22 protein-coding genes are annotated in these 21,252 nt (G+C 57.1%); 11 read left to right on the top strand and 11 right to left on the bottom strand.

What is annotated here, in order from left to right; translation table 11 throughout:
* Window positions 1–84 precede the first annotated feature (84 nt).
* From ACQ4N7_RS04520 to ACQ4N7_RS04470, 11 genes are all read left to right on the top strand, one after another.
* The gene (locus ACQ4N7_RS04520; RefSeq protein WP_430710436.1) at window positions 85–1,101 is read left to right on the top strand and encodes a beta-fructosidase; all 1,017 of its coding nucleotides are present in this window, start codon (window positions 85–87) and stop codon (window positions 1,099–1,101) included.
* Window positions 1,102–1,371: 270 nt separating this feature from the next.
* Window positions 1,372–2,763 carry a proton extrusion protein PcxA gene (locus ACQ4N7_RS04515; RefSeq protein WP_430710435.1) on the top strand — a complete coding sequence of 464 codons (1,392 nt, stop codon included), beginning with the start codon at window positions 1,372–1,374 and terminating at the stop codon, window positions 2,761–2,763.
* A gap of 639 nt (window positions 2,764–3,402) precedes the next feature.
* The gene (locus ACQ4N7_RS04510; protein ID WP_430710434.1) at window positions 3,403–3,900 is read left to right on the top strand and encodes a DUF2231 domain-containing protein; all 498 of its coding nucleotides are present in this window, start codon (window positions 3,403–3,405) and stop codon (window positions 3,898–3,900) included.
* Window positions 3,900–4,484, top strand: coding sequence for a DUF2231 domain-containing protein (locus tag ACQ4N7_RS04505; protein ID WP_430710433.1), 585 nt, complete (start codon window positions 3,900–3,902; stop codon window positions 4,482–4,484). Before ACQ4N7_RS04510 ends, ACQ4N7_RS04505 begins: the two co-directional genes overlap by 1 nt.
* Window positions 4,485–4,502: 18 nt before the next feature.
* The gene (locus ACQ4N7_RS04500; RefSeq protein ID WP_430710432.1) at window positions 4,503–5,447 is read left to right on the top strand and encodes a cytochrome c oxidase subunit II; all 945 of its coding nucleotides are present in this window, start codon (window positions 4,503–4,505) and stop codon (window positions 5,445–5,447) included.
* The gene (gene ctaD, locus ACQ4N7_RS04495) at window positions 5,440–7,125 is read left to right on the top strand and encodes a cytochrome c oxidase subunit I (RefSeq protein ID WP_430710431.1); all 1,686 of its coding nucleotides are present in this window, start codon (window positions 5,440–5,442) and stop codon (window positions 7,123–7,125) included. The genes ACQ4N7_RS04500 and ctaD overlap by 8 nt, the downstream gene beginning before the upstream one ends.
* Window positions 7,112–7,717, top strand: coding sequence for a cytochrome c oxidase subunit 3 (locus ACQ4N7_RS04490; protein WP_430710430.1), 606 nt, complete (start codon window positions 7,112–7,114; stop codon window positions 7,715–7,717). Before ctaD ends, ACQ4N7_RS04490 begins: the two co-directional genes overlap by 14 nt.
* A gap of 103 nt (window positions 7,718–7,820) precedes the next feature.
* Entirely contained in the window at window positions 7,821–8,237 is a 417-nt protein-coding gene (locus tag ACQ4N7_RS04485) for a XisH family protein (RefSeq protein ID WP_430710429.1), read from the top strand.
* Window positions 8,225–8,560 (top strand): XisI protein, encoded by a 336-nt coding sequence (locus ACQ4N7_RS04480; RefSeq protein WP_430710428.1) that lies wholly within the window; start codon window positions 8,225–8,227, stop codon window positions 8,558–8,560. The genes ACQ4N7_RS04485 and ACQ4N7_RS04480 overlap by 13 nt, the downstream gene beginning before the upstream one ends.
* An 86-nt stretch (window positions 8,561–8,646) precedes the next feature.
* Window positions 8,647–10,158 carry a GMC oxidoreductase gene (locus ACQ4N7_RS04475; protein WP_430710427.1) on the top strand — a complete coding sequence of 504 codons (1,512 nt, stop codon included), beginning with the start codon at window positions 8,647–8,649 and terminating at the stop codon, window positions 10,156–10,158.
* An 86-nt stretch (window positions 10,159–10,244) separates the two neighbouring features.
* Entirely contained in the window at window positions 10,245–10,823 is a 579-nt protein-coding gene (locus ACQ4N7_RS04470; protein ID WP_430710426.1) for a Uma2 family endonuclease, read from the top strand.
* Between the two features lie 32 nt (window positions 10,824–10,855).
* Here ACQ4N7_RS04470 and ACQ4N7_RS04465 read toward each other — a convergent pair whose 3' ends face one another.
* The 11 genes from ACQ4N7_RS04465 to ACQ4N7_RS04415 form a co-directional block, all read right to left on the bottom strand.
* Window positions 10,856–11,563, bottom strand: coding sequence for a carbonic anhydrase (locus ACQ4N7_RS04465; RefSeq protein ID WP_430710425.1), 708 nt, complete (start codon window positions 11,561–11,563; stop codon window positions 10,856–10,858).
* Between the two features lie 10 nt (window positions 11,564–11,573).
* The gene (locus ACQ4N7_RS04460; protein ID WP_106872476.1) at window positions 11,574–11,885 is read right to left on the bottom strand and encodes a P-II family nitrogen regulator; all 312 of its coding nucleotides are present in this window, start codon (window positions 11,883–11,885) and stop codon (window positions 11,574–11,576) included.
* A gap of 4 nt (window positions 11,886–11,889) precedes the next feature.
* The gene (locus ACQ4N7_RS04455; protein WP_430710424.1) at window positions 11,890–12,858 is read right to left on the bottom strand and encodes a sodium-dependent bicarbonate transport family permease; all 969 of its coding nucleotides are present in this window, start codon (window positions 12,856–12,858) and stop codon (window positions 11,890–11,892) included.
* 366 nt (window positions 12,859–13,224) lie between these two features.
* Entirely contained in the window at window positions 13,225–13,695 is a 471-nt protein-coding gene (locus ACQ4N7_RS04450; RefSeq protein ID WP_430710423.1) for an orange carotenoid protein N-terminal domain-containing protein, read from the bottom strand.
* A gap of 297 nt (window positions 13,696–13,992) precedes the next feature.
* Window positions 13,993–14,685 carry a cysteine hydrolase family protein gene (locus ACQ4N7_RS04445; RefSeq protein ID WP_430710422.1) on the bottom strand — a complete coding sequence of 231 codons (693 nt, stop codon included), beginning with the start codon at window positions 14,683–14,685 and terminating at the stop codon, window positions 13,993–13,995.
* 80 nt (window positions 14,686–14,765) lie between these two features.
* Complete coding sequence (locus tag ACQ4N7_RS04440) at window positions 14,766–15,122, bottom strand: cupin domain-containing protein (RefSeq protein WP_430710421.1); 357 nt, start codon at window positions 15,120–15,122, stop codon at window positions 14,766–14,768.
* Between the two features lie 3 nt (window positions 15,123–15,125).
* The gene (locus tag ACQ4N7_RS04435) at window positions 15,126–16,667 is read right to left on the bottom strand and encodes an ABC transporter ATP-binding protein (protein WP_430710420.1); all 1,542 of its coding nucleotides are present in this window, start codon (window positions 16,665–16,667) and stop codon (window positions 15,126–15,128) included.
* Window positions 16,668–16,768: 101 nt separating this feature from the next.
* Window positions 16,769–17,449: a biuret amidohydrolase gene (gene biuH, locus ACQ4N7_RS04430; RefSeq protein ID WP_430710419.1), complete on the bottom strand. Its 681-nt coding sequence runs from the start codon at window positions 17,447–17,449 to the stop codon at window positions 16,769–16,771.
* Window positions 17,450–17,533: 84 nt separating this feature from the next.
* Window positions 17,534–18,463, bottom strand: a complete 930-nt coding sequence (locus ACQ4N7_RS04425; RefSeq protein ID WP_430710418.1) for an ABC transporter permease — start codon at window positions 18,461–18,463, stop codon at window positions 17,534–17,536.
* Window positions 18,464–18,568: 105 nt separating this feature from the next.
* Window positions 18,569–19,666: an ABC transporter permease gene (locus ACQ4N7_RS04420; protein ID WP_430710417.1), complete on the bottom strand. Its 1,098-nt coding sequence runs from the start codon at window positions 19,664–19,666 to the stop codon at window positions 18,569–18,571.
* Window positions 19,667–19,776: 110 nt separating this feature from the next.
* Entirely contained in the window at window positions 19,777–20,934 is a 1,158-nt protein-coding gene (locus tag ACQ4N7_RS04415) for a BMP family ABC transporter substrate-binding protein (RefSeq protein ID WP_430710416.1), read from the bottom strand.
* Window positions 20,935–21,252: the final 318 nt, after the last annotated feature.

The following is a 21,252-nucleotide window of genomic DNA, read 5'->3' as shown; positions in this document are numbered from 1 at the left end:
TGCAGACGGTGGAAAAAAGCTGCGATCGCCTCACTAGCGCCCTTGCTAAACTCAAGGCAAGTTGTTCACCATTCCAAACCAAACATGCCCCCTTCAATGCAGCACCCCAGTCGCCACGTGTGGGACTTTTGGTATCACTTCGATGCTCTAGCCGGGCTCTTTCACATTTTTTATCTCAATGCCGACAGAAGTCTGGTTTCCTCAGGCCAGCATCACTTTGCCTCCACCGTCGGTCACGCCGTCACTTCCAATTTTGACACCATAGACTGGATCGCTGAAGACAGCCTTAATATCCTCAAGCCGCCCCCAGGCCACTGGGCAAACACCTCCATCTGGAGTGGCGATGTGATTAAGGTCAAAAACGGCTACCTGATGTTCTACACCTCCCGCGATAGCAACCAGGATGACGGCCTGACTCAAAATATTGGTGTTGCCTACACCGACAATCTGTGGTCTACCCAGTGGCAGGTTCTAGACACCCGAATTCAGCCCAGCGCCGTCTACCAAACCAAAAGCGTGGCTGGCGATCTAACCTTTCACGCCTGGCGCGATCCATTCTTATTTCGACTGGCAGAACAGAATGAAATTTACATGCTGGTTTCAGCCAAACTGGTAGACGGCACTATGGGGCGCAACGGCGCGATCGCAGTCTTAACAGTCGCCGACGAAAACTTTTCAAACGCCGTCAGCGGCAATAGCGATTGGGAGTACCTGCCCCCCGCAGCACAGCCCAGCTGCTACGCCGAAATGGAAGTGCCGCAGCTTTACCAACATCCCCAGGGTAGCCACGAGCTAGTCTTTTCAACCTGGGCAAAATACGATTTTGCGCCGACAACAAATGGCCTTGGCGGCCTTCAAAGCCTAACCATTCCAGATCTTTTGAATCCCCCAAAAAACGGACTTACATTCTCTCCACTCAGCCAAAATTTTCATGTACTAATGCCCGAGAACCAAGGGCTTTACGCCTGTCGCATCATTCCTGAACTAGATGGCGAAATTATTGGCTTTGATAGTCAAACAGGAGGCATTCGCCGCAGCGGCATCAAAACCAATCTTAAAGCCATGAATCGAGACTTTTCTGATTTGATGATTACGATCTAGCGATCGCAGTTTTTAGCCTTCCTCACTGCTATGCACTGCCGGAGAGCACAGGCACAACCAACCCCCACCCTGCGTTTAGATTTCCGCCCTGCAATAAGCTACCCCCGCATCTCCATCTCCTCATCTTCCTCACCCACTCACCTACCCACCCACTCACCTACCCACCCACTCACCTACCCCTCCACCCCTCCACGTCTCCATCCCCTCACCTCCCCCCCATCCAGGCTGACTATAGTAGGATCTGGAAATCCCAGCGCCACCCCCTCTCCAATGCAGAACTCCGGCTTTTTTCGCAGCGCCCAGCGGTGGTTGTTTCGCACCCCCGATCGCGCCCTTAACCAGGCCTACGAAGCCGCCCAGATGATTGTGGCGATCGAGCGTGAATACTTCGGCGGCAACCCCATCTCGACCCGCTACGGCAGCTACGGCGACAGCGCCATGGAGTATTTTCAGGGCGAGCTGAAAAAATACCTGAACCTAATCAAAGTGCGAATGGCCGAGTTTCGGGCCAGCCGCTCCATCGTGCGAGTCAGCGAATCGCGGGTCATGGAAGTAGATCTACCCGCCTCTGAGGCCGACGAACTGGCCGTTAACGTGATTGACCAGCAGGCGATGTTTTTTCGCAAGCTGCGTCTGGTGGATGAAGTGCTGGCCCGCTATGCCAATCTGGATGCCAACCCCGAGCGAGTCATTACCCTCGCCAACGGCAGCAACGGCAGTCTGGAACCGGCCCCCTCGGCCCAGGTGCTGCGCGCTAAAGCCACTCAGGCTCGCAGCAGCGGCCCAAACCTAGCCAACCAGAATGGAGCTGCCGCTGTCACCAACCCCATCAACCCTGACGGCACCAGGGCAGCGGGCCTCTCCGATCGCGTCAACGTGCTGCCCCGCTCCATTCTGCGCACCGTCGATCGCATTCGCCAAGACCTCGACCCCAACGCCGAGCAGGAGGTCGTTAAAGAGTTTCGCAACTCCAAATCTAAAACCACCGCCGCCATTCGCTTTGTGCTGCTGCTGGTCATTGTGCCGCTGCTGACCCAGCAGTTTACCAAAGCCTTTATCGTGGGGCCGATTGTCGACCGCGTGCGGGCAGGCGGCACCGAACCCGAAGTCTTTCTCAATATTGAAATGGAAGAAGAAGCCCTCCACGAGCTGCAGCAGTTCGAAGAGCGGCTGCGCTTTGAAGTGCTGATCGGCAAAGCGCCCCCGCTGTCAGAACTCAACATCGAGCAGCGAGTGCGCACCAAAGCTACCGAAATTGAAGACGACTACCGCGATCGCAGCGCCAGCGCCGTCAAAAACGTATTCTCCGACATTCTGGCCGCGATCGCCTTTGCCATGCTGCTCGTTTACCGCCGCCAGGACGTCGCCAACGTCAAATCCTTTATGGATGAGATCGTCTACGGCCTCAGCGACAGCGCCAAAGCCTTCATCATCATCCTATTTACCGACACCTTCGTCGGCTTCCACTCCCCCCACGGCTGGGAAATCCTGCTGGAAGGCCTGTCACGACACCTCGGCCTACCCGCCAACCGCGACTTCATCTTCCTCTTTATCGCCACCTTCCCGGTCATCCTCGACACCATCTTCAAGTACTGGATCTTCCGCTACCTGAACCGGATTTCTCCATCGGCGGTCGCTACTTACAAGACGATGAATGAGTAGGTGCGTGGATGTGTAGGTGGGTGGATGGGTAGGCGGGTGGCTGTCCCTGAGCGAAATCGAAGGGGGTAGGGGAGGTGAGGAAGTGAGGAAGTGAGGAAGCTGGATGGGTAGAAAAGCAGCTAATCGCAAAATCCCAAAGGTCAATTCGCAAAACAGACGTTTAAACCGATGATCGGCCAGTCCTTTCCGTGAGGTGCAGGACGACGGAACGTCTTGCTCGACGGGGGTCTGGGGCCTGCGAAATGGCCCCAGCAGCAGGTCTGGCTTTTGAGCAAGATTGTGCGCCGCGCTCCCCACAGGGCACTCCGGGCAAACGGCGTTTGCCCCTACAGCAGCATGCAACCCATTACCCTACCTAGCGACAGAGTACTATTCTCTCAACACAAATTAACATTTCATGAAATTACGCCTGATTTTTGCCCCACCAGTGAGACAATCTGCGCAGATTGGGGATGGTACTAGCTATTGATAGCTGTGATACCTACCCTATAAACAGTAGCTTGTTATGCTCAGGCCACCCCTAGGTTAGGCCCCGGCTACTGCTTAGCGGGCGACTAGAGCCTCGAAACCCATGCTGTTTGCTCCCTTCAGCCCGGTTAGCCCCAAACCCTCAGGCCCTAAATTCTCAGGATATTTACCGTGTTTGAGTACCTGCCCCCCCTCAACAACCACAACCTGCCCTACCCCGACACCATTCACCCCATCGTGGTGCACTTCGTCATTGCCATGGTGCTGTTTGCCGTCATCTGCGACCTGATTGGCTTGATCACCAAAAACACCCGCCTGTTCGAAGTCAGCTGGTGGAATATGGTCTTCGCCACCGTGTCTATCTTCATCGCCATTATCTTTGGCCAGATCGAAGCCGGCCTGGCCGAACCCTACCCGGCAGCGGTAGGCGATCTCAACCTGCATACCCTGATCGGCTGGTCGCTTTCCGGCATCATTGCGGCCCTCACCGGCTGGCGCTACATTATTCGCATCCGTACTCCCGAGAAGCTACCTGCCGCTTACCTAAGCTTGAACGGTCTGCTATTTGCGATCGTTCTGTTTCAGGTGTACCTCGGTGACAAGCTAGTGTGGGTTTACGGGCTGCACAGCGAGCCGGTGGTAGAAGCTACCCGGGGAGGGCTGCTGTAATGGTTAGTTTTAGTCTCGCGATGGGGGCCAACAACCTACCCTACGGCATTCCCATTCACCCCAACCTGGTGCATTTGACGCTCGGTCTGTTTATTGTGGCGATCGGCTTTGATATCGTAGGGGCGCTGTTTCCATTAGAAAAGCGAGTTTTCAAGTTTCTGGCGATTCCGGCCACCCGCTCCAACCTGTTTGATGTGGGCTGGTACAACATGCTGGCCGCCGCGATCGTCACCTTTTTCACCGTGGCGGCGGGCTTCTACGAAATTTTAATGGCCGATATGACGGTCGAGGGCGTCAGCGACTGGGGCCTGGGCTTCAAAGACACCATGATCTGGCACGGTCTGGGGGGCGTGCTAATTCTGACCATGATTGTGGCTATGACGGTTTGGCGAGGGTTTCAGCGCTACGTGTGGCGGCAAGATCGGGCTCGCCAGGTGCAGTGGAGCTATTTGCTGGTGGGCCTGGCCGTTTTTGCGCTGATGTTTGCCCAGGGTACCTTGGGGGCTCATCTGGGCGGCGAGTTTGGCGTCCACGTGACGGCGGATCAGCTGCTGCGATCGGGCGCTAACCCCAATCAGCTCTAGAGGACAACCATCAGGATTATGACGACACAACACAGCCTTTCACCACGCACGGTTGCTCTGCTGGTTGCTCTAGCGATCGCCGATGCCGCCATCAGTTTTTGGGTGGGTCGCCAGGCCTATCTCTGGATGCCACCCCAGGCTTCTGCCGAGGCCCTGCTGGTGGACGATCTGTTTGGCTTTTTGACCACCATTGGCAGCTTTATCTTTATCGGTGTCACCACCGCCCTGCTGGTAGCGGTACTGTTTCAGCGGGCCGACAAGTACGACACTAGCGACGGCCCCCCCATTGAGGGCAACCTGCTGGTTGAAATTCTCTGGACCACCATTCCCCTGGGTCTGGTGATCTGGATCGCCGCCTACAGCTACCAGATCTACGACAAGATGGCCATTCTCGGCCCCATGGAGCACATGAACCACGTGCCCAGTTTGAGTCTTGTGCCGCCGGCAGAGGCCGCCACCCTGCCGGCGGTGCCCGAGAAAACCCCGATCGAAGTCCACGCCCGCCAGTGGGCCTGGGAGTTTTACTACCCCGACCAAAACATCACCAGCACCGAGCTGCACCTGCCGGTGAACGAGCGGGCCAGGCTGGTGCTGACCTCCGAGGATGTGCTGCACGGGTTTTACATTCCCGCCTTTCGCATCAAGCAGGACGTAATCCCCGGCAGCTCGATCGACTTTGGCTTTACCCCCATTCGCGAGGGGCGCTACCGGCTGCGCGACTCCGACTACAGCGGCACCTACTTTGCCGCCAACCAGGGCACCGTGGTAATCGAGTCGGCGGAGGCCTACCAGCAGTGGCTGGCCGATGCCGCCGCCCAGCCCCTCACCGTGGCCGAAAATCGCGCCTACCGCGAGTTCACTAAATCGGTCGATCGCCCCATCAGTATGGGCTGGAAAACGGTAGAACCCGCTCCGCCCCCCCGTGTCAACTACGCCAGCGCTGAGGACAGTAGCTATGAGTAATGCGTCGATCGAGGCGATCGCCGCCAAGAGCGGTCAGCCCTTCCCCGGTGCGCCCAACAACTGGCAGCGCTTTTTCACCTTCAGCACCGACCACAAGGTGATTGGCATTCAGTACATCGTCACCGCCTTTGTGTTCTTTTTAATTGGCGGGCTGCTGGCCATGGTCATGCGGGGCGAGCTGATCACCCCCGAGGCCGACCTGGTCGATCGCACCGTCTACAATGCCTTATTCACCATGCACGGCACCATCATGCTGTTCATGTGGACCTTCCCGGTGCTCAACGGCCTGGCCAACTACCTGGTGCCCCTGCAAATTGGGGCGCGGGATATGGCCTTTCCCCGGCTGAATGCCGCCGCCTTCTGGCTGGTGCCCGTTTTTGGCACCCTGCTGATGGCTAGTTTTTTCATCCCCGGTGGGCCGTCGCAGTCGGGCTGGTGGGCCTACCCCCCGGTTAGCCTGCAAAACCCCACCGGCAACCTAATCAACGGCCAGGTGCTGTGGCTGCTGGCGGTGGCCCTCTCCGGGGTGTCGTCAATTATGGGGGCGGTCAACTTCGTCACCACCATCTTTCGCATGCGGGCACCGGGCATGGGCTGGTTCCAAATGCCCGCCTTCTGCTGGACGGTGCTCAGCGCCCAGATGATTCAGCTGTTTGGCCTGCCTTCGCTAACGGCAGGGGCCGTCATGCTGCTGCTCGATCTGACGGCGGGCACCAGCTTTTTTGACCCTGCCAAAGGCGGCGACCCGGTGCTGTATCAGCACTTTTTCTGGTTTTACTCCCACCCGGCGGTTTACGTGATTATTCTGCCGGTGTTTGGTTTCTTCTCGGAAATTTTTCCGGTTTACGCCCGTAAGCCGCTGTTTGGCTACAAGTTTGTCGTCGTTTCTTCGGTGATCATCACCGTGCTCAGCGCCATGGTGTGGGTGCACCACATGTTTGCCAGCGGTACCCCCAGCTGGATGCGGATGCTGTTTATGTTCTCGACCATGCTGATCTCGGTGCCCACCGGGGTGAAAGTCTTTGCCTGGGTGGCCACGGTGTGGGGCGGCAAGCTGCGGCTCGACACACCCATGCTGTTTGCCCTGGGCGGCCTGGTCTGCTTTTTGTTTGCGGGTATTACCGGCGTCATGCTGGGGGCGGTGCCATTCGATATCCACGTCAATAACACCTACTTTGTGGTAGGCCACTTCCACTACGTGATCTATGGCGCTGCGGTCATGGGGGTCTACGCCGCCATCTACCACTGGTTCCCCAAAATGACCGGCCACATGTACTACGAGGGCCTGGGCAAGCTGCACTTTGCCCTTACCTTCATCGGCGTCAACCTCAACTTCTTCCCCATGCACCCCTTAGGGCTAATGGGTATGCCTCGCCGGGTGGCCTCCTACGACCCCGAGTTTGCCTACTGGAACGTGATCGCCAGTCTGGGCGGCTTTTTGCTGGGGGTCTCAACCCTGCCCTTCATTCTTAACATGATTAGTTCGTGGATCTTGGGCAAGCGAGCCCCGGCCAACCCCTGGAACGCGATCGGGCTGGAGTGGCTGATTCCGTCGCCGCCCCCGGTCGAAAACTTTGAAGAAATTCCGATTGTGGTGTCTGGCCCCTACGGCTACGGCTCCCATGAACCCCTCGTTGCCAACAACCCTGCTGGAGAGTTGAATAGTGAGCACCGCTAACCTAGACCCTACCCTCAATATCCACGGTACCCACGCCGCCGAGCATGAAGAAGAAGACCACCGCATGTTTGGCTTCATTGTCTTTCTGCTGTCAGAAAGCGTGATTTTTCTGAGCTTTTTTGTGGGCTACACGGTCTACAAAACCAATATCACCGACTGGCTCCCGGCCGGGGTCGAGGGCCTGGAGGTGCGCGAACCGCTGATCAATACCATCGTGCTGGTGTCGAGCAGCTTTGTGATTTATTTTGCCGAGCGGTTTTTGCACAAAGAAAATCTCTGGGGCTTTCGCGCCTTTTGGCTGCTGACCATGGCTATGGGCAGCTTCTTTCTCTACGGCCAGGCGGTGGAGTGGATGGGGTTGCCCTTTGGCTTTACCGACGGCGTGTTTGGCGGCACCTTCTACCTGCTGACTGGCTTCCACGGCCTGCACGTAATGACCGGGGTGCTGCTGCAGGGAATTATGCTGGGGCGATCGTTTTTGCCCAATAACTATGCGGGCGGCGAGTTTGGCGTGGCGGCCACTTCCCTGTTCTGGCACTTCGTCGATGTGATTTGGATCATCCTATTCATCTTGATCTATGTGTGGCAGTAAGTCTTCTCCTAGATCCCAGGGTTCTTGGGTAAGACACAGGCTAGCTAAGGAACCACAGGAGAATCCTGGGATCTAATCAACCTTTGCGTTAACAACAGCTACTATGCCTGCGAAGGATATTTACCATGATGCTGTCAAGACTGCCCTAGTTAAAGACGGGTGGACAATTACTCAAGATCCTTTGACTCTAAGAATAGGTAAAAAAGACTTGTTCATTGACTTAGGTGCTGAAAAACTGCTTGCAGCACAGAAAGGCACAGAGAAAATCGCCGTTGAGATTAAGAGCTTTGTTGGCCCTTCAGAAATTCGTGACTTAGAAAATGCCTTAGGCCAATTCATTCTTTACCAAAACGCCTTGAGCCTTACCGAACCAGACCGAACTCTATATCTGGCGATTCGAGAAGCGGTGTATCTTGATTTGTTTGAAGAAGAAATTGGCAAAATGCTTTTAGAGCGAAACGTTATAAAACTCGTATCGTTTAACCCCGAGCAGGAGGTAATCACCCGATGGATACCTTAGATGTCTACCGCCAAATTGTTCGCTCTGTTCTGAAACCGTATACCCGTATTGCCTACGCAAATATTGATGTTCGCAATCTCGCTGCTTTTGACGCGGACACCGACCAGTACGTCATTCTTTCTGAAGGCTGGAATGATCAGCGGCACTACCACGGTTGCCTGATTCATATTGAAATTCGTAGTGGCAAGGTTTGGGTACAGCGCGATGGTACTGAAGACGGCATCGCCACTGAACTTGTAGCGGCAGGAATACCGGAAACAGATATTGTCCTCGGCTTCCAAGAACCTTCGGTCAGGCCCCATACAGGGTTTGCGGTAGCTTAGCAGTAGTGTCCTGCGTCTTCTCAGCCTTGTCTAGATTGGTCGCCTGAGACCCGTTCATTCTCCTAGCCCCCAGTGAGGATTTTGCCATGATTATCGACGACCAGCACTACGACGTGATCATTATTGGCACCGGAGCGGGGGGCGGCACCCTGGCCCGCAAGCTGGCCTCGTCGGGCAAGCGCATTTTGCTGCTGGAGCGGGGCGATGCCATGCCCCTCGAAGAGCAAAACATCAGCGATGTGGATATTTTTCAAAAGCAGCGCTACCATGCCCCCGAGCAGTGGTACGACGAGAATGGGGAGCCGTTTACGCCGCAGATGAAGTATGCGGTCGGCGGCAACACCAAGATCTACGGGGCGACCCTGCAGCGGATGCGGGAAAAAGACTTTGAAGCGGTGAATCATCAGGATGGCCCTTCGCCAGAGTGGTGCCTCAAGTACAGCGATTTTGAGCCTTACTACAGCGAGGCCGAGGCGATGTACCAGGTGCATGGCCAGAGTGGGGTAGACCCAACAGAACCGCCTCGCAGCGGTGATTTTACCTACCCGGCGATCGCCCACAACCCCACCATTCAGCCTGTTGTCGAGAGCATTGCCAAACAGGGCTGCCATCCCTACCCGCTACCCATGTCGCTGTCGCTGCGAGAGGATGACCCCACGGGCGATGCCGAGGTATTTGGGGTGGCCCCGGCGGTAGACTTTGGCAACATTACGCTCAAGACCTCGGCCCAGGTGACGAGCGTGCTAACCAACCCTGCGGGAACGGCAGCCAGGGGTGTGCAGGCCAACATTAACGGTCAACCCTACCTGTTTTTGGCCGACATTGTGGTGCTGGCCTGCGGGGCAATTAACTCGGCGGCGCTGCTGCTGCGATCGGCCAACGAGAAGCACCCCAATGGTTTAGCGAATCGTTCTGACCAGGTGGGCCGCAACCTGATGAAGGTGCAGATGAGCTCGATTGTTGAGGTGACGGCCCAGCCCAACTCCGGCAAGTTTCCGCGATCGGTGGGCATTAACGACTACTACTGGGGCGACGGCCAGTTTGACTACCCCATGGGCCACATCCAAAACATGGGCGGCGTGCTGCAGGACGCGATCTTTGCCGAGTCGCCCCCGGTACTCTCACTGGTGACCAAGTTTTTGCCCAATTTTGGGCTCAAGCAGCTGGCGACGCGATCGATCGCCTGGTGGGCCATGACCGAGGTGCTGCCAGACCCCAAAAACCGGGTCGAGGTCAAGAACGGCAAACTCCACGTGTCGTTTAGCGCCAACAATGCCGAGGCCCACGATCGCCTGGTGTACCGCTGGCTTGACGTGCTCAAGGCGGTCGAAAAAGACAGTAATCTATTTTCGCGATCGGGCCTGCACCCGCGCGGCGAGGTGCCCCTATCGGTGATGGCTTACCAGAGCGGCACCTGTCGTATGGGCACCGACCCCGCTAGCTCGGTGCTGGATATCAACTGCCGTACCCACGACCTCGACAACCTCTACGTGGTCGATAGCAGCTTTATGCCCTCCAGTGCCAGCGTTGGCAATGCTCTGACGGTGATTGCCAACGCCCTGCGGGTGGGCGACCATCTGCTGGAGCGGCTGGGGTAGCGGCTCAATTCATTGCCCTTGCCAGGTCCAAACTACAATTGAGGCATAGAGAGCGGCTCTAATGGCTGCAATAGCGAGGCCAACCGATGGTTCAAACTCCGACTCGATATGTGACTCAGGCAGAGTTTGAGCAGCTTTGCCTGGATCATCCCGATCGCATCCTCGAACGCACAGCCCAGGGAGAATTGGTCAACGTGGCACCAGTAGGGGGAGAAGGCAGTAGCCAGGAGGCCGATCTCATTGGAGATCTGATCATTTGGAATCGGCAAACCAAGCTGGGGAAAGTGTTTAGTTCTCAGGGTGCTTTTAAGTTGCCCCTTGGCTCGACCCGGGCCGCTGATGTTGCTTGGGTTCAACTTGAGCGCTGGGAAGCTTTAACGCCTGAGCAACGGATTGGGTTTCCCCCCATTTGTCCCGATTTTGTCATTGAGTTGCGCTCTCAGTCCGTCTCAAATGGCGTCGTTAAGCACCAATCCCTATCAGAATTGCGCACCAAAATGACCGAATACCTGGCTAGTGGATTGCGCCTGGGTTGGCTAATCAATCCCCAGGATCGGCAGGTTGAAATTTATCGGGCTGGGCAAGCGGTTGAGATGGTTTCGATACCTGCCGTTTTGTCTGGGGAAGCCGTGTTGCCGGGTTTTGAACTCCACGTTGGACAGTAGTGTGTTGTTGGCAAACCCCACCATGCCTGTCGTTAGGTGACTAAGGTGACAAGGCCGCTATCGAGATCGTAGCGAGCACCGACCACCTGAAGCTGGCCCGATCGCTGGCGATCGCGCACCAGGGGCGATCGCATCAGCTGCTCCATCTGGTAGCGCACATTGGCCGATACCGCATTGTCTACCGCATCGCCCGGCTGCCCTTTGACCTGCGCGATCGCTGGCAAAATCGCGTCTACAAACGTACCGATCTGACCCGGCAGCGGGCCATTTTCAACCGCCGCCGTCACTGCGCCGCAGCGCTCGTGGCCCAGCACCATTAGCAAGGGCGTACCCAGCAGCTCCACAGCGTACTCAATGCTGCCCACTACCTCTGGCGTAGCAATATTGCCCGCTACCCGCACGTCAAAAATATCGCCCAGGCCCTGATCAAAAATAATTTCGGCGGTCACCCGCGAGTCGGCGCAGCTGAGCACCGTCGCGAAGGGATGCTGAGACTGGGTTAGCTCCAGCACGCGCTCCTCCGACTGGTCGGGATGTTCTAAATGATGCCCTGTAAACCGCTGGTTGCCGTCTAGTAACCGCTTGAGGGCCTGCTCAGGGCTGAGGGATGATGGCACTAACGATGCTGCCGCCGCCGATTTGGTTGGCCAGACAGTGGGTCCCAAGGCCGCTAGCCCCAACAGCCCACCCCCTAAGGCCAGCACTCGACGGCGATCAATATTTCTAAATTGCTGATCCATAACTCCGCCCCTACAGCGATGCGACACATTTTACCGAGCGAATTTCCATCACATCGGAGATATAGCAGGTGCCCCCAAACTTGTTCAGCAGCGGCCGCACATTTTCAGCCACAGTTTTAATTTGGTCGGGCATACAAAACGCAATGATGTAGACGTTGTCGTCCATGGTCATATCGAGGTCTTCGCTGCCGCCGCGCAGTCCCTCACCCTCTACATTTCGAATCACGGCGTGGCCATGAACGCCCGATTTCTTTAAGCTGTCCAGAATTTTGGCCAGCTCAAAGGAGTTGGCAATAATTTCAATCTTTTTGACCAGGTGCATGGGCTTAGCTCCACAACAGGTTAATGCCGTACAGATAAAGCGGAATTCCGACAATAATGTTGAACGGAAACGTCACCGCCAGGGCTGTCGAAACGTACAGGCTAGGGTTGGCTTCGGGCACGGTTAACCGCATGGCCGCAGGCACGGCAATGTAGGAGGCGCTGGCACAGAGTACGGCAAATAAGAGAGCATTTCCCTGAGACATATTGATTGCCCTGGCAATTAGCAATCCAACGCCTGCATTGAGTATGGGGATCAGTATGGCAAAAGAAATTAGAAACACGCCAGTTTTTTGCAGGTCCTTAATGCGGCGGGCGGCAACCAGGCCCATATCGAGCAAAAAGAAGGTCAGCACGCCATAAAACATCTGCTGAGTGAAGGGCGATAACACTTCCCAGCCGTGTTCTCCGGTCAGTACGCCAATCAGTAAACTGCCGACCAGCAGAAAAACCGAGCTGTTTAAAAAAGCATCTCGCAGTACCTCAGACCAAACAAACTCTCGTTTTTCATCCCTGGCAAAGAAGTTGACCAAAATCAGCCCGACAATGATGGCGGGAGACTCCATTAGCGCCAGAGCAGCCACCATAAACCCGTCAAAGGGCATACCCAACTCAGTCAGAAAGGCGCTGGCGGTAATAAAGGTAACGGCGCTGATGGAGCCATAGGTCGCGGCGATCGCCGCCGAGTCGTAGGTATCGAGCTTGATCCGCAGAATAAAGAAGGTGTACAGCGGCACCACACAGGCCATGATAACTGCCGCCAAAATTGTCAGAACAACCTGCTGGTTAATGCCGCTTTTAGTTAGCTCAACTCCTCCCTTAAATCCGATCGCCAACAGCAAATAGAGCGAAAATAGCTTGGGAATTGGCGGCGGAATTTCTAAATCAGACTTGACTAATACTGCCGTCATTCCCAAAAAGAAAAACAGCACCGGAGGATTCAAAATATTGGACACGATCAAGTTGGCATCCATGTCCACCCCTCCTGCTGCGAAGATTGCCGAAAATTAGTAAAACTTTGCATTTTGCCAGCGCTTATTGCCCTATGCCCCTTGATGTAACGTGTTGAATCCCCTTCTGTCAATGGTTTCGATAAAATCTTTGCTGATGTCCTAGCCATAGATCTATCGCTCTCTCGGATGATTGAAAACTGGCTAGAGTATGAGCACAGACTACAGGGAAACAATCTCACCATCTTTCGTAAAATTTGATTTGATAGAATTGCTCAATGGAAAAAGGAGCCAACCCCTCAAGGCTAGCCCCTAAACCCTATGTATTGATGAACAAAATGTTATCTATTTAACATTCATAAACTCGATGCTCATCAAGAGCATCTGCTATTAGCTGATGTTGGACTTTTTCAGACCCATATGGGTGACAGCATTGCGAGTAAAGTTGATTCGCTGTTCAAAGTCAAGCCCTTTGATTTGGCTGACAAACCCCTGGGTATTCTCAGGTAACGAGTAGTCATTGGGGACGTTAATAATCTCGCCCGACTCCATACCCTGGGCCAGCAGCAGCCAAAACTCTAGCTTGGCCGAAGGGCTAAGGGCGGCATACTCTTTGCTGATGTTGGTATCAGCCCGATTAGCAATGTCGCGCTGGGCCTGAAGTTGATCATCTTTAGACAGCACAACAACCTGGTTATACAGCGCTTGACCAATCCCTTCCGTCTTGTTGTCGGGGTTGGGTTGGAGCTGATCTTTGATGTCGAGATAGCCATACCACAGTAGGGCTAGCTGAGTGTCGGCATCAAACTTTTCGAACTGATTTAAGGGTTCTTTAACGGCGTCTACGGTTAAGTAGGTCATGGAGACCTCCTGTGTAAGTTTCTTAGCGTTGCGCTCTTTCCAAAAACCCGATACCAAACCAAATACTAAGTTTAGGAAAGGCTTAGGAAAGGTATAGCGTTCAACGCTTTCGTTACAAACTTTAACAACCTAGAACTGGCATTGTTGTCCGTCAGAAGAAATAACCTGAAGACCCCCGATTAGAGGGAGTGACAACGTACAACTGCTCACATCATTTCCCTCCCCTAATCTCAGTCTCCTTCGGAAAGAAGGAGCCTGAGAAGAAATAACTACCCCTAGACCGTGGTTTAGCTCGCGTTATACCACTGCAGGAGCCTTGTATTGAAGCGCCAGAGCGCTCAGCAGCGGCTCAGTAAACCCAGTCCAGCCGATGATGCCATCCTGGGCGCGCACCATCTCCAGAGTGGCTTGCTTAAAGGCGGGAAAGTAGCTTTCGGTAGCATCTTCGACCAGCAGGCACTCGTAGCCGCGATCGTTGGCTTCGCGCATGGTGGTCTGCACGCAGACCTCGGTGGTAACGCCCGTGACAATCAGGTGGGTAATGCCCTGGGCTTTGAGGTGAGCCTCTAAATCGGTAGCGTAAAAGGCTCCCTTGCCGGGTTTGGGGATGATCAATTCGTGGGGCAGGGGCGCGAGTTCGGGAATGATGGCGTTGCCCGGTTCGCCCAGCACCAAAATGCGTCCCATGGGGCCGCGATCGCCGATTTTAAGCGAGCCATGGCCGCGATCGCGCTTTGACGGCGGGCAGTCCGATAGATCGGGCAAATGCCCCTCCACCGTTTGAAAAATCGGCAGTCCGTAGCGCCTAAAGGCTTCCTGAAGCGCCTTGACATTGGGAATGATCGATCGCAGCAGGCTGACATCGTTGCCCAGGGCATCGCCAAAGCCGCCGGGTTCGATAAAGTCGCGCTGCATATCAATGATGATCAGCGCCAGCCCAGTGGCGGGTAGTGGGTAGGGGTAGGGTTGAGCGGGGATGGGCGTAGGCATGGCGAGTAATGGGTGAATGGGTGGGGAGGGGCGCACTGCCGTGCGTCCGTACAGGGTTTGGAAAGGAAGCAGCCGGGGGGTTATTCTTCGATCTGAACAGGCTTGGCCCAGATGGCGAGCACGATGCAGCCGTCAGGACTGCTGACGGTATGGCGGGTGCCGGGAGGATTGACCACCAGTGTGCCAGCCCCATAGGTGCCGTTGTCGTCAACTTGAGAGCCCGAAAGCACCAGAATATGCTCAAAGCCGATATGCAGGTGGTAGGGAACGCTGGCTCCAGACTGGTAGCGCAGCAGCGCAGCGGCGGCCCCATTGGGCTCGGCGGGGTAGAGCCGATGGATCTCGACGCCGGGGCGAAAGGCTTCCCAGGGCAAATCGTCGGCGCGAGCCAGGATCTGCCACAGCTCAGGAAAGACAAGGGATTGGATGGTGTGCATGGGTCAGTGTCCGGCCATTTTGTGGCCCAGGGTTTTGAGGTCGGCGGTGGCAGTGGGGCTTTCGTAGACCAGTGCGCCATCGCTGATCACCACAATGCGATCGCTCAGCTTCAGCAGTTCGTCCAGGTCTTCGCTGACCAGCAGCACCGCTACACCCCGGTTGCGGGCAGCCAGAATTTGGCTGTGGATGTAGTCTACCGCCGAAAAGTCGAGGCCAAAGCAGGGGTTGGCGGCAATCAGCAGATTGATGTGGGTAGAGGACAGTTCTCGTGCCAGCACCGTTCGCTGCACGTTGCCGCCCGAGAGATGACCCACGGGGGTATCGACCGACGGGGTTTTAACCGAAAACACTTTGACTAAGCCCTCCGCCATGCGCCGAATGTTGATCAAGCTGAGCAGCCCGCGCTTGGCCTGGGGTGGGCGATCGAAGGTGCGCAGGGCCATGTTTTCGGCCACGCTCATGTGGGGAACGCAGGCGTTGCGCAAGGGTTCTTCGGGCAGGGTGTAGACCTGGTGGCGGGCCATTTCTTTGCGGGTCGACTGGTAGGGCTCGTCGTTGACCAAAATGTCGCCGCTGTGGCGGGGGCGCTGCCCAGCTAATACCTCCACCAGTTCCCGCTGGCCGTTGCCCGAAACGCCTGCGATACCGACGATTTCGCCGCTGTTGACGACCAGGCTGGCGCTGCGCACCGCAGGCAGACCATTGTCGCGATCGGCACAGAGGCCTTTTAGCTCCAGAACTGGTTTAGGATCGGCCACGGTGACTTTCTCGACTGGCGTGGCTTCGGTCTTTTCGCCCAGCATCATGTGGGCCATATCGTCGACGGTCAGGTTGCGCACGTAGCCGTGGCCCGCCAGTTTGCCCTTGCGCAGCACCGTCACCTCGTCGGTAAAGGCCATCACCTCGCGAAACTTGTGGGAAATCATCAGCACGCTGAGGTGGCCAGCGGTGACCTCCTGCCGCAGCAGGCCCAGCACCTCGTCAGCCTCGTCGGGGGTGAGGACCGAGGTGGGCTCGTCAAGAATCAGCACCCGGCTGTTCAGGTACAGCTGCTTGAGAATTTCGAGCTTTTGCTTTTGACCCGCCGCCAGCTGGGCGATCGGGGTGCGCAGGTCAATTTGAAAGGGCGAGGTGGCCATAAAGGCGTCGAGGCGCTCATACTCAGCCTTCCAGTTGATCCACTGGGGGCTGTCGTAGCGCGAAAGCACCAGGTTTTCGGCCACGGTCATGGCGGGTACCGAGGTGAAGTGCTGGTAGACCATGCCCAGGCCAAAGTGGTGTGCGTCTTTGGGGCTGGCGATGGTGCGGGAGTGTTTATCAATAAGCACATCGCCAGAGGTCGGGGTGTAAAAGCCCATGATGCATTTCACCAGGGTGCTTTTGCCCGCCCCATTTTCCCCCAGCAGGGCGTGAAAGCTACCGGGGGTAACTTTGATCGACACCTGGTCGAGGGCGGTGAAGGTGCCGAAGCGTTTAGTGAGGTTGATCACTTCCAGCTCGGGCGGGGCGGCCTTGGTTTGGGGAGCAGCGATTGTGGTTTCCATAGGGATAGGGGGTGGGAGGGTGGATGGGTGGGAGAGTAGATGGGTAGGGGCTTAGCACTGCTAAGCCCCTACGGCTGATGCAAGGGGGAACTTTCTTCTAACTAAACCAATGCCTCGATCAGCGCTTCGGAGTGGGCCACCGCGCCAAACACGCCGCCCTGCATTTTGACCATTTTCAGCGCCGCCAGGTGGTTGCCGTAGTCCGTCGCGCCTGTGCAGTCAGACAGCAGCAGGCACTCGTAGCCGCGATCGTTGGCGTCGCGCATGGTGGTGTGGACGCAGACATCGGTGGTAATGCCGGTCAGAATAATGTTTTGAATGCCCTTGCGGGTCAGGATTAAATCTAAATCGGTGGCGTAGAAGGAGCCTTTGCCGGGTTTGTCGATTACCACTTCGCCGGGCAGGGGCTGCAGATCGGGGATGATTTCCCAGCCGGGTTCGCCGCGCACCAGAATGCGCCCGCAGGGGCCGGGGTCACCGATGCCCGCGCCGATTTGCCGCGATCGCCACTGCTTGTTTTCTGGCAGGTCGGCCAGATCGGGGCGATGACCTTCGCGGGTGTGGATGATGGTGAAATGGCGATCGCGCATTACCCCCAGCAGCTTGGCAATGGGCGCGATCGGGGCGCGGGTGAGGGCCAGGTCGTAGCCCATTTTGTCGACATAGCCGCCGATGCCGCAAAAGTCGGTCTGCATGTCGATTACAATCAGCGCCGTATTCTCAGGCCGCAGATCGCCGTTGTAGGGGTAGGGGTACGGCTCGGCTTCAACAAAAACTCCCATGGTTACTCTCCATTGCGATCGAACGTTGATGACTTACAGCGTTGAAGACACACGATGATGGTAGGAAGGGTTGGGGCGATGGGACTACTCCTGCGCCTGTCCTAAGGCCCCTGGGGCACCCGTCAGCGTCCGCTTGGGCGAACAGGTGACGATCATAATGATTAGCGTCAGAATGTATGGTGACGCATTGAACAAATAGTAGTAGGCATCGATGCCCACCGATTGCAGGGCCGGGCCGATCGCCTGGGCACCGCCAAACAGCAGCGACGCATAGAGACACTGCACCGGACTCCAGCGGGCGAATATCACCAGGGCCACCGCCATCAGGCCCTGACCGCTCGAAATTCGCTCCGACCAGCTGCCGGGGTAAAACAGCGACAGCGATGCCCCGCCAATGCCGGCCAAAAAGCTGCCCGCCACAATGCTGGCCATCCGCACCTTAAAGATCGAGATACCCATCGCCCGGGCGGCATCCGGGCTGTCGCCCACCGCCCGCACCAGCAGCCCCCAGCGAGTCGAGCGAAAGAACCACTGCATCAGGGGCGCGATCGCCACCCCCGCCAAAAACAGCGGGCTAATTTGCAGCGCCGACTGCACCTGGGGCATCTGACTCCAGGCTCCCAGAGAAATCACCGGCAGCTGGGGGGCCGAGGGCTGAATAAAGGGCTTGCCCAAAAAGAAGGCCAGGCCGCTGCCAAAGATAATCATGGCGATGCCCACCGCCACATCGTTCACCCTGGGCTGCTGCGACAGCCAGCCGTGAATCAGGCCCAAAAACATGCCGGCAATGCCCGCCACGATTACCCCCAGCCAGGGCGACCCGGTCAGGTACGACACGGCGTAGGCGCTCATCGCCCCCATCAGCAGGGTGCCCTCCAGGCCCAGGTTGATTTTGCCGCTTTTCTCGGTCAGACATTCTCCCAGGCTGACAAACAGAAACGGGGCGCTCCCCCGCAGGGTTCCAGCAAGAATGGCGAGGGGAATGCCCCACCAGCCTAAAGCTTCACTGGCCATGGTTCTCACTCTCCGTGGATGCGTGGATTGAACTAAAAGCGTGATGGTCTTGGGTAGGGGCACAGCAGTGCTGTACCCCTACGGACGTTGATGCCCGTGGCCAGCCTAGACCGGGGTGGCCGTTGCCACCGGGGGCGCAGGTCGTACCTTGGGCGGGCGCGCCTTAAAGATGGGCAGCTTGCCGTAGAGCGAGTCGCTGTAGAGCACCGAGAGAAACACAATGCCCTGAAACACCATCACCGTGGCGTCGGGCAGGCCGTGGCTGCGCTGGAGAATGCCGCCGCTAGCCAGAATGCCGCCCAGCAGGAGCGCCACCAGGCTGGCCGCGATCGGGTTGTGGCGAGCGATAAAGGCCACCAGCACGCCGCCGTAGCCGTAGTTAGCATTTAGCGATTCGTTGGCTCGACCGTGCACCGCCGCTACCTCAACCATGCCCGCCAGCCCCGCACAGGCACCGCCCAAAAAGCAGATCGCCAGGGTGAGCTTGCCCACCGGCAGCCCTGCTACCCGCGCGGCCCGTATGTTGCCCCCGGCGGTACGAGCCGCAAAGCCAAAGGTGGTGCGCTGAATTAAGAAGTAGGCCAGACCGCAGGCTACCAACCCCAGCACCAGCCCGTAGTGCACCCGGCTGCCGGGCAGCGTGCCCAGCATGTGCATCTCAGGAATGGGAAAGGTCGAGGGCTTATTGAGGGAGCTAGGATCCTTCATCGGGCCATTGACCATGTGGTTGAGCAGGGCGATCGCGATGTAGTTCATCAGCAGGCTGCTAATGGTCTCGTTCACCGCCCGGTAGTGCCGCAGCGCCCCAACGATGGCAATCCAAATGCCGCCTACTAACATGCCCGCCAGCGCCATACCCAGCTGCACCCCAGGGGTGGGCAGCCCCCAGCCGCCCAGGGTAAGGCCGCCCGCTACCGCCGCCAGCCCCCCCAGCACCAGCGCCCCCTCGTTGCCGATAATTACCAGCCCCAGCCGCGCCGGCAGCGCCGTACACAGCGCACTCAGCATCAGCGGCGACGCCTGAATCAGCGTGTTCTGAAACGAACTCCAGCTGCCAAAGGCAGCCCGATAGATCGAGTAGTAGACCCCAAACGGGTTCGCCCCGGCCAGGGCACAAAATAGGCCAAAGATCATCAGGGCCGCCACCAGCGCCCCAACCGGAATGCAGACTTTTTCGAGAAGACTTCGCCAGCGATCGCTCATAACTCTGCTCCATTTTTTCCAATAGTTAGGGATAGGTAGGGATTAAATTTTGAACTTTGAACTTTGAATTCAAAATTCAAAATTGAGAATTCAAAATTTTTGCCCTCGACCTACCCCACGCTCCCCATCACCCCTTCCGCCAGCCAGTTCATCTGCTCCAGCTCCAGCGCCGTTTGGCCAAGTTCTTTGCCGCCCGCGATCGCGACCTTGCCCTGGTTATCCTTAATTTCGCCCTTGTAAATCACCAGTTCGCCAGAGATTAACTGGGCTTTAGCGGCCTCTGCCGCCTCCTGAGCCGAAGCACTCACCCCTGGTCCGTAGGGCGACAGCTTGAGAAAGCCATCTTTGAAACCGCCCCGCACCAAATGGGGAATGCCGCCGTTCATTAGAGTTTTGCCCTCCTGCATCATGGCGACATAGTTTTTGTACACATTCGACCAGTCCCACTCGGCCCCGGTGAGGTAGCCCTGGGGAGCCAGTTCGGCCTGGTTAGCGTGGTAGCCCGAGGCAAAAATGCCGCGTCGCTCGGCGGTTTCCATCACCACCTTGGGGCTGTCAACGTGGCAGGTGAGCACGTCTATGCCTTGGTCGGCCATGCTGTTGGCGGCCTCGGCCTCGCGCACCGGGTCGGCCCAGTCGCCGGTAAAGATCACCTGGGTAGTCACACTGGGGTCGATGCTGCGAGCCCCCAGGGTAAAGCTGTTGACGTTGCGCAACACCTGGGGAATGGGTTTAGCGGCAATGAACCCGAGCCGCTTGCTGTTGGAGGCGTGGGCCGCGACCACCCCCGCCACGTACTGGGCTTCGTCGATATAGCCAAAGTAGCTGCCCACGTTCTCAGGGTGCACACCCTCCTGGTACAGCCCGCCGCAGTGGAAAAACTGCACCTCAGGAAAGTCTTGGGCCAGGGCCAGCACATGGGGGTCAAAGTAGCCAAAGGAGGTGGCGAAAATCGCGGTAGCCCCATCCAGATCGATCATGCTGCGGATGGTTTCCTGCACCGCGTTGGTTTCGGGCACGCTGGCTTCTTCGGAAGTTTTTACTCCATCCATGCCGTCCAGGCTGGCGCGCCCCTCGGCATGGGCCTGGTTGTAGCCATAGTCGTCCTTGGGGCCAACGTAGATAAAGCCAGCCGTCAGCGTATCGCCGCCTGCTGCCGTCGGGGCATTGCCGCAGGCGCTAAGCTTGACCGTCAGGCCGAAGGCACCCGTGGCCAGTAGTCCCCGCACCATCTGGCGGCGGGTTACCTGAAACGTGGGGTTGCGCATGAGGTTCTCCTGAATTGAGAGCAAAGGACAATCAAGATGAAGCGCTCTAGCCCATCCTCGGCCACTTCTCCTGAGGAAGAACGGCGGCTGAACCTCTTTTTCGATCGGAAGCGGATGGAGAACGGAGCTTGGAGCACGGGCTCAGTGTTGTGGAACGTTGCCAGACGTTAAAGAGAGATTACCAACGCCGCCCGAGCACTGAAGTTCGAGGAAAGTTCGCCAAACGTGCGTTTCTGGGCAGGGGAAGCAGGCTGGCTCAGCAAAATGTTGCCTATGGCACAAAGTTGGAGATCAGGCTTGGCTAGGATCGCCTCAGTG

It is taken from the genome of Nodosilinea sp. AN01ver1, assembly GCF_050565655.1.
GTDB lineage: Bacteria > Cyanobacteriota > Cyanobacteriia > Phormidesmidales > Phormidesmidaceae > Nodosilinea.
This window is presented reverse-complemented; position numbering and strand designations above follow the sequence as displayed.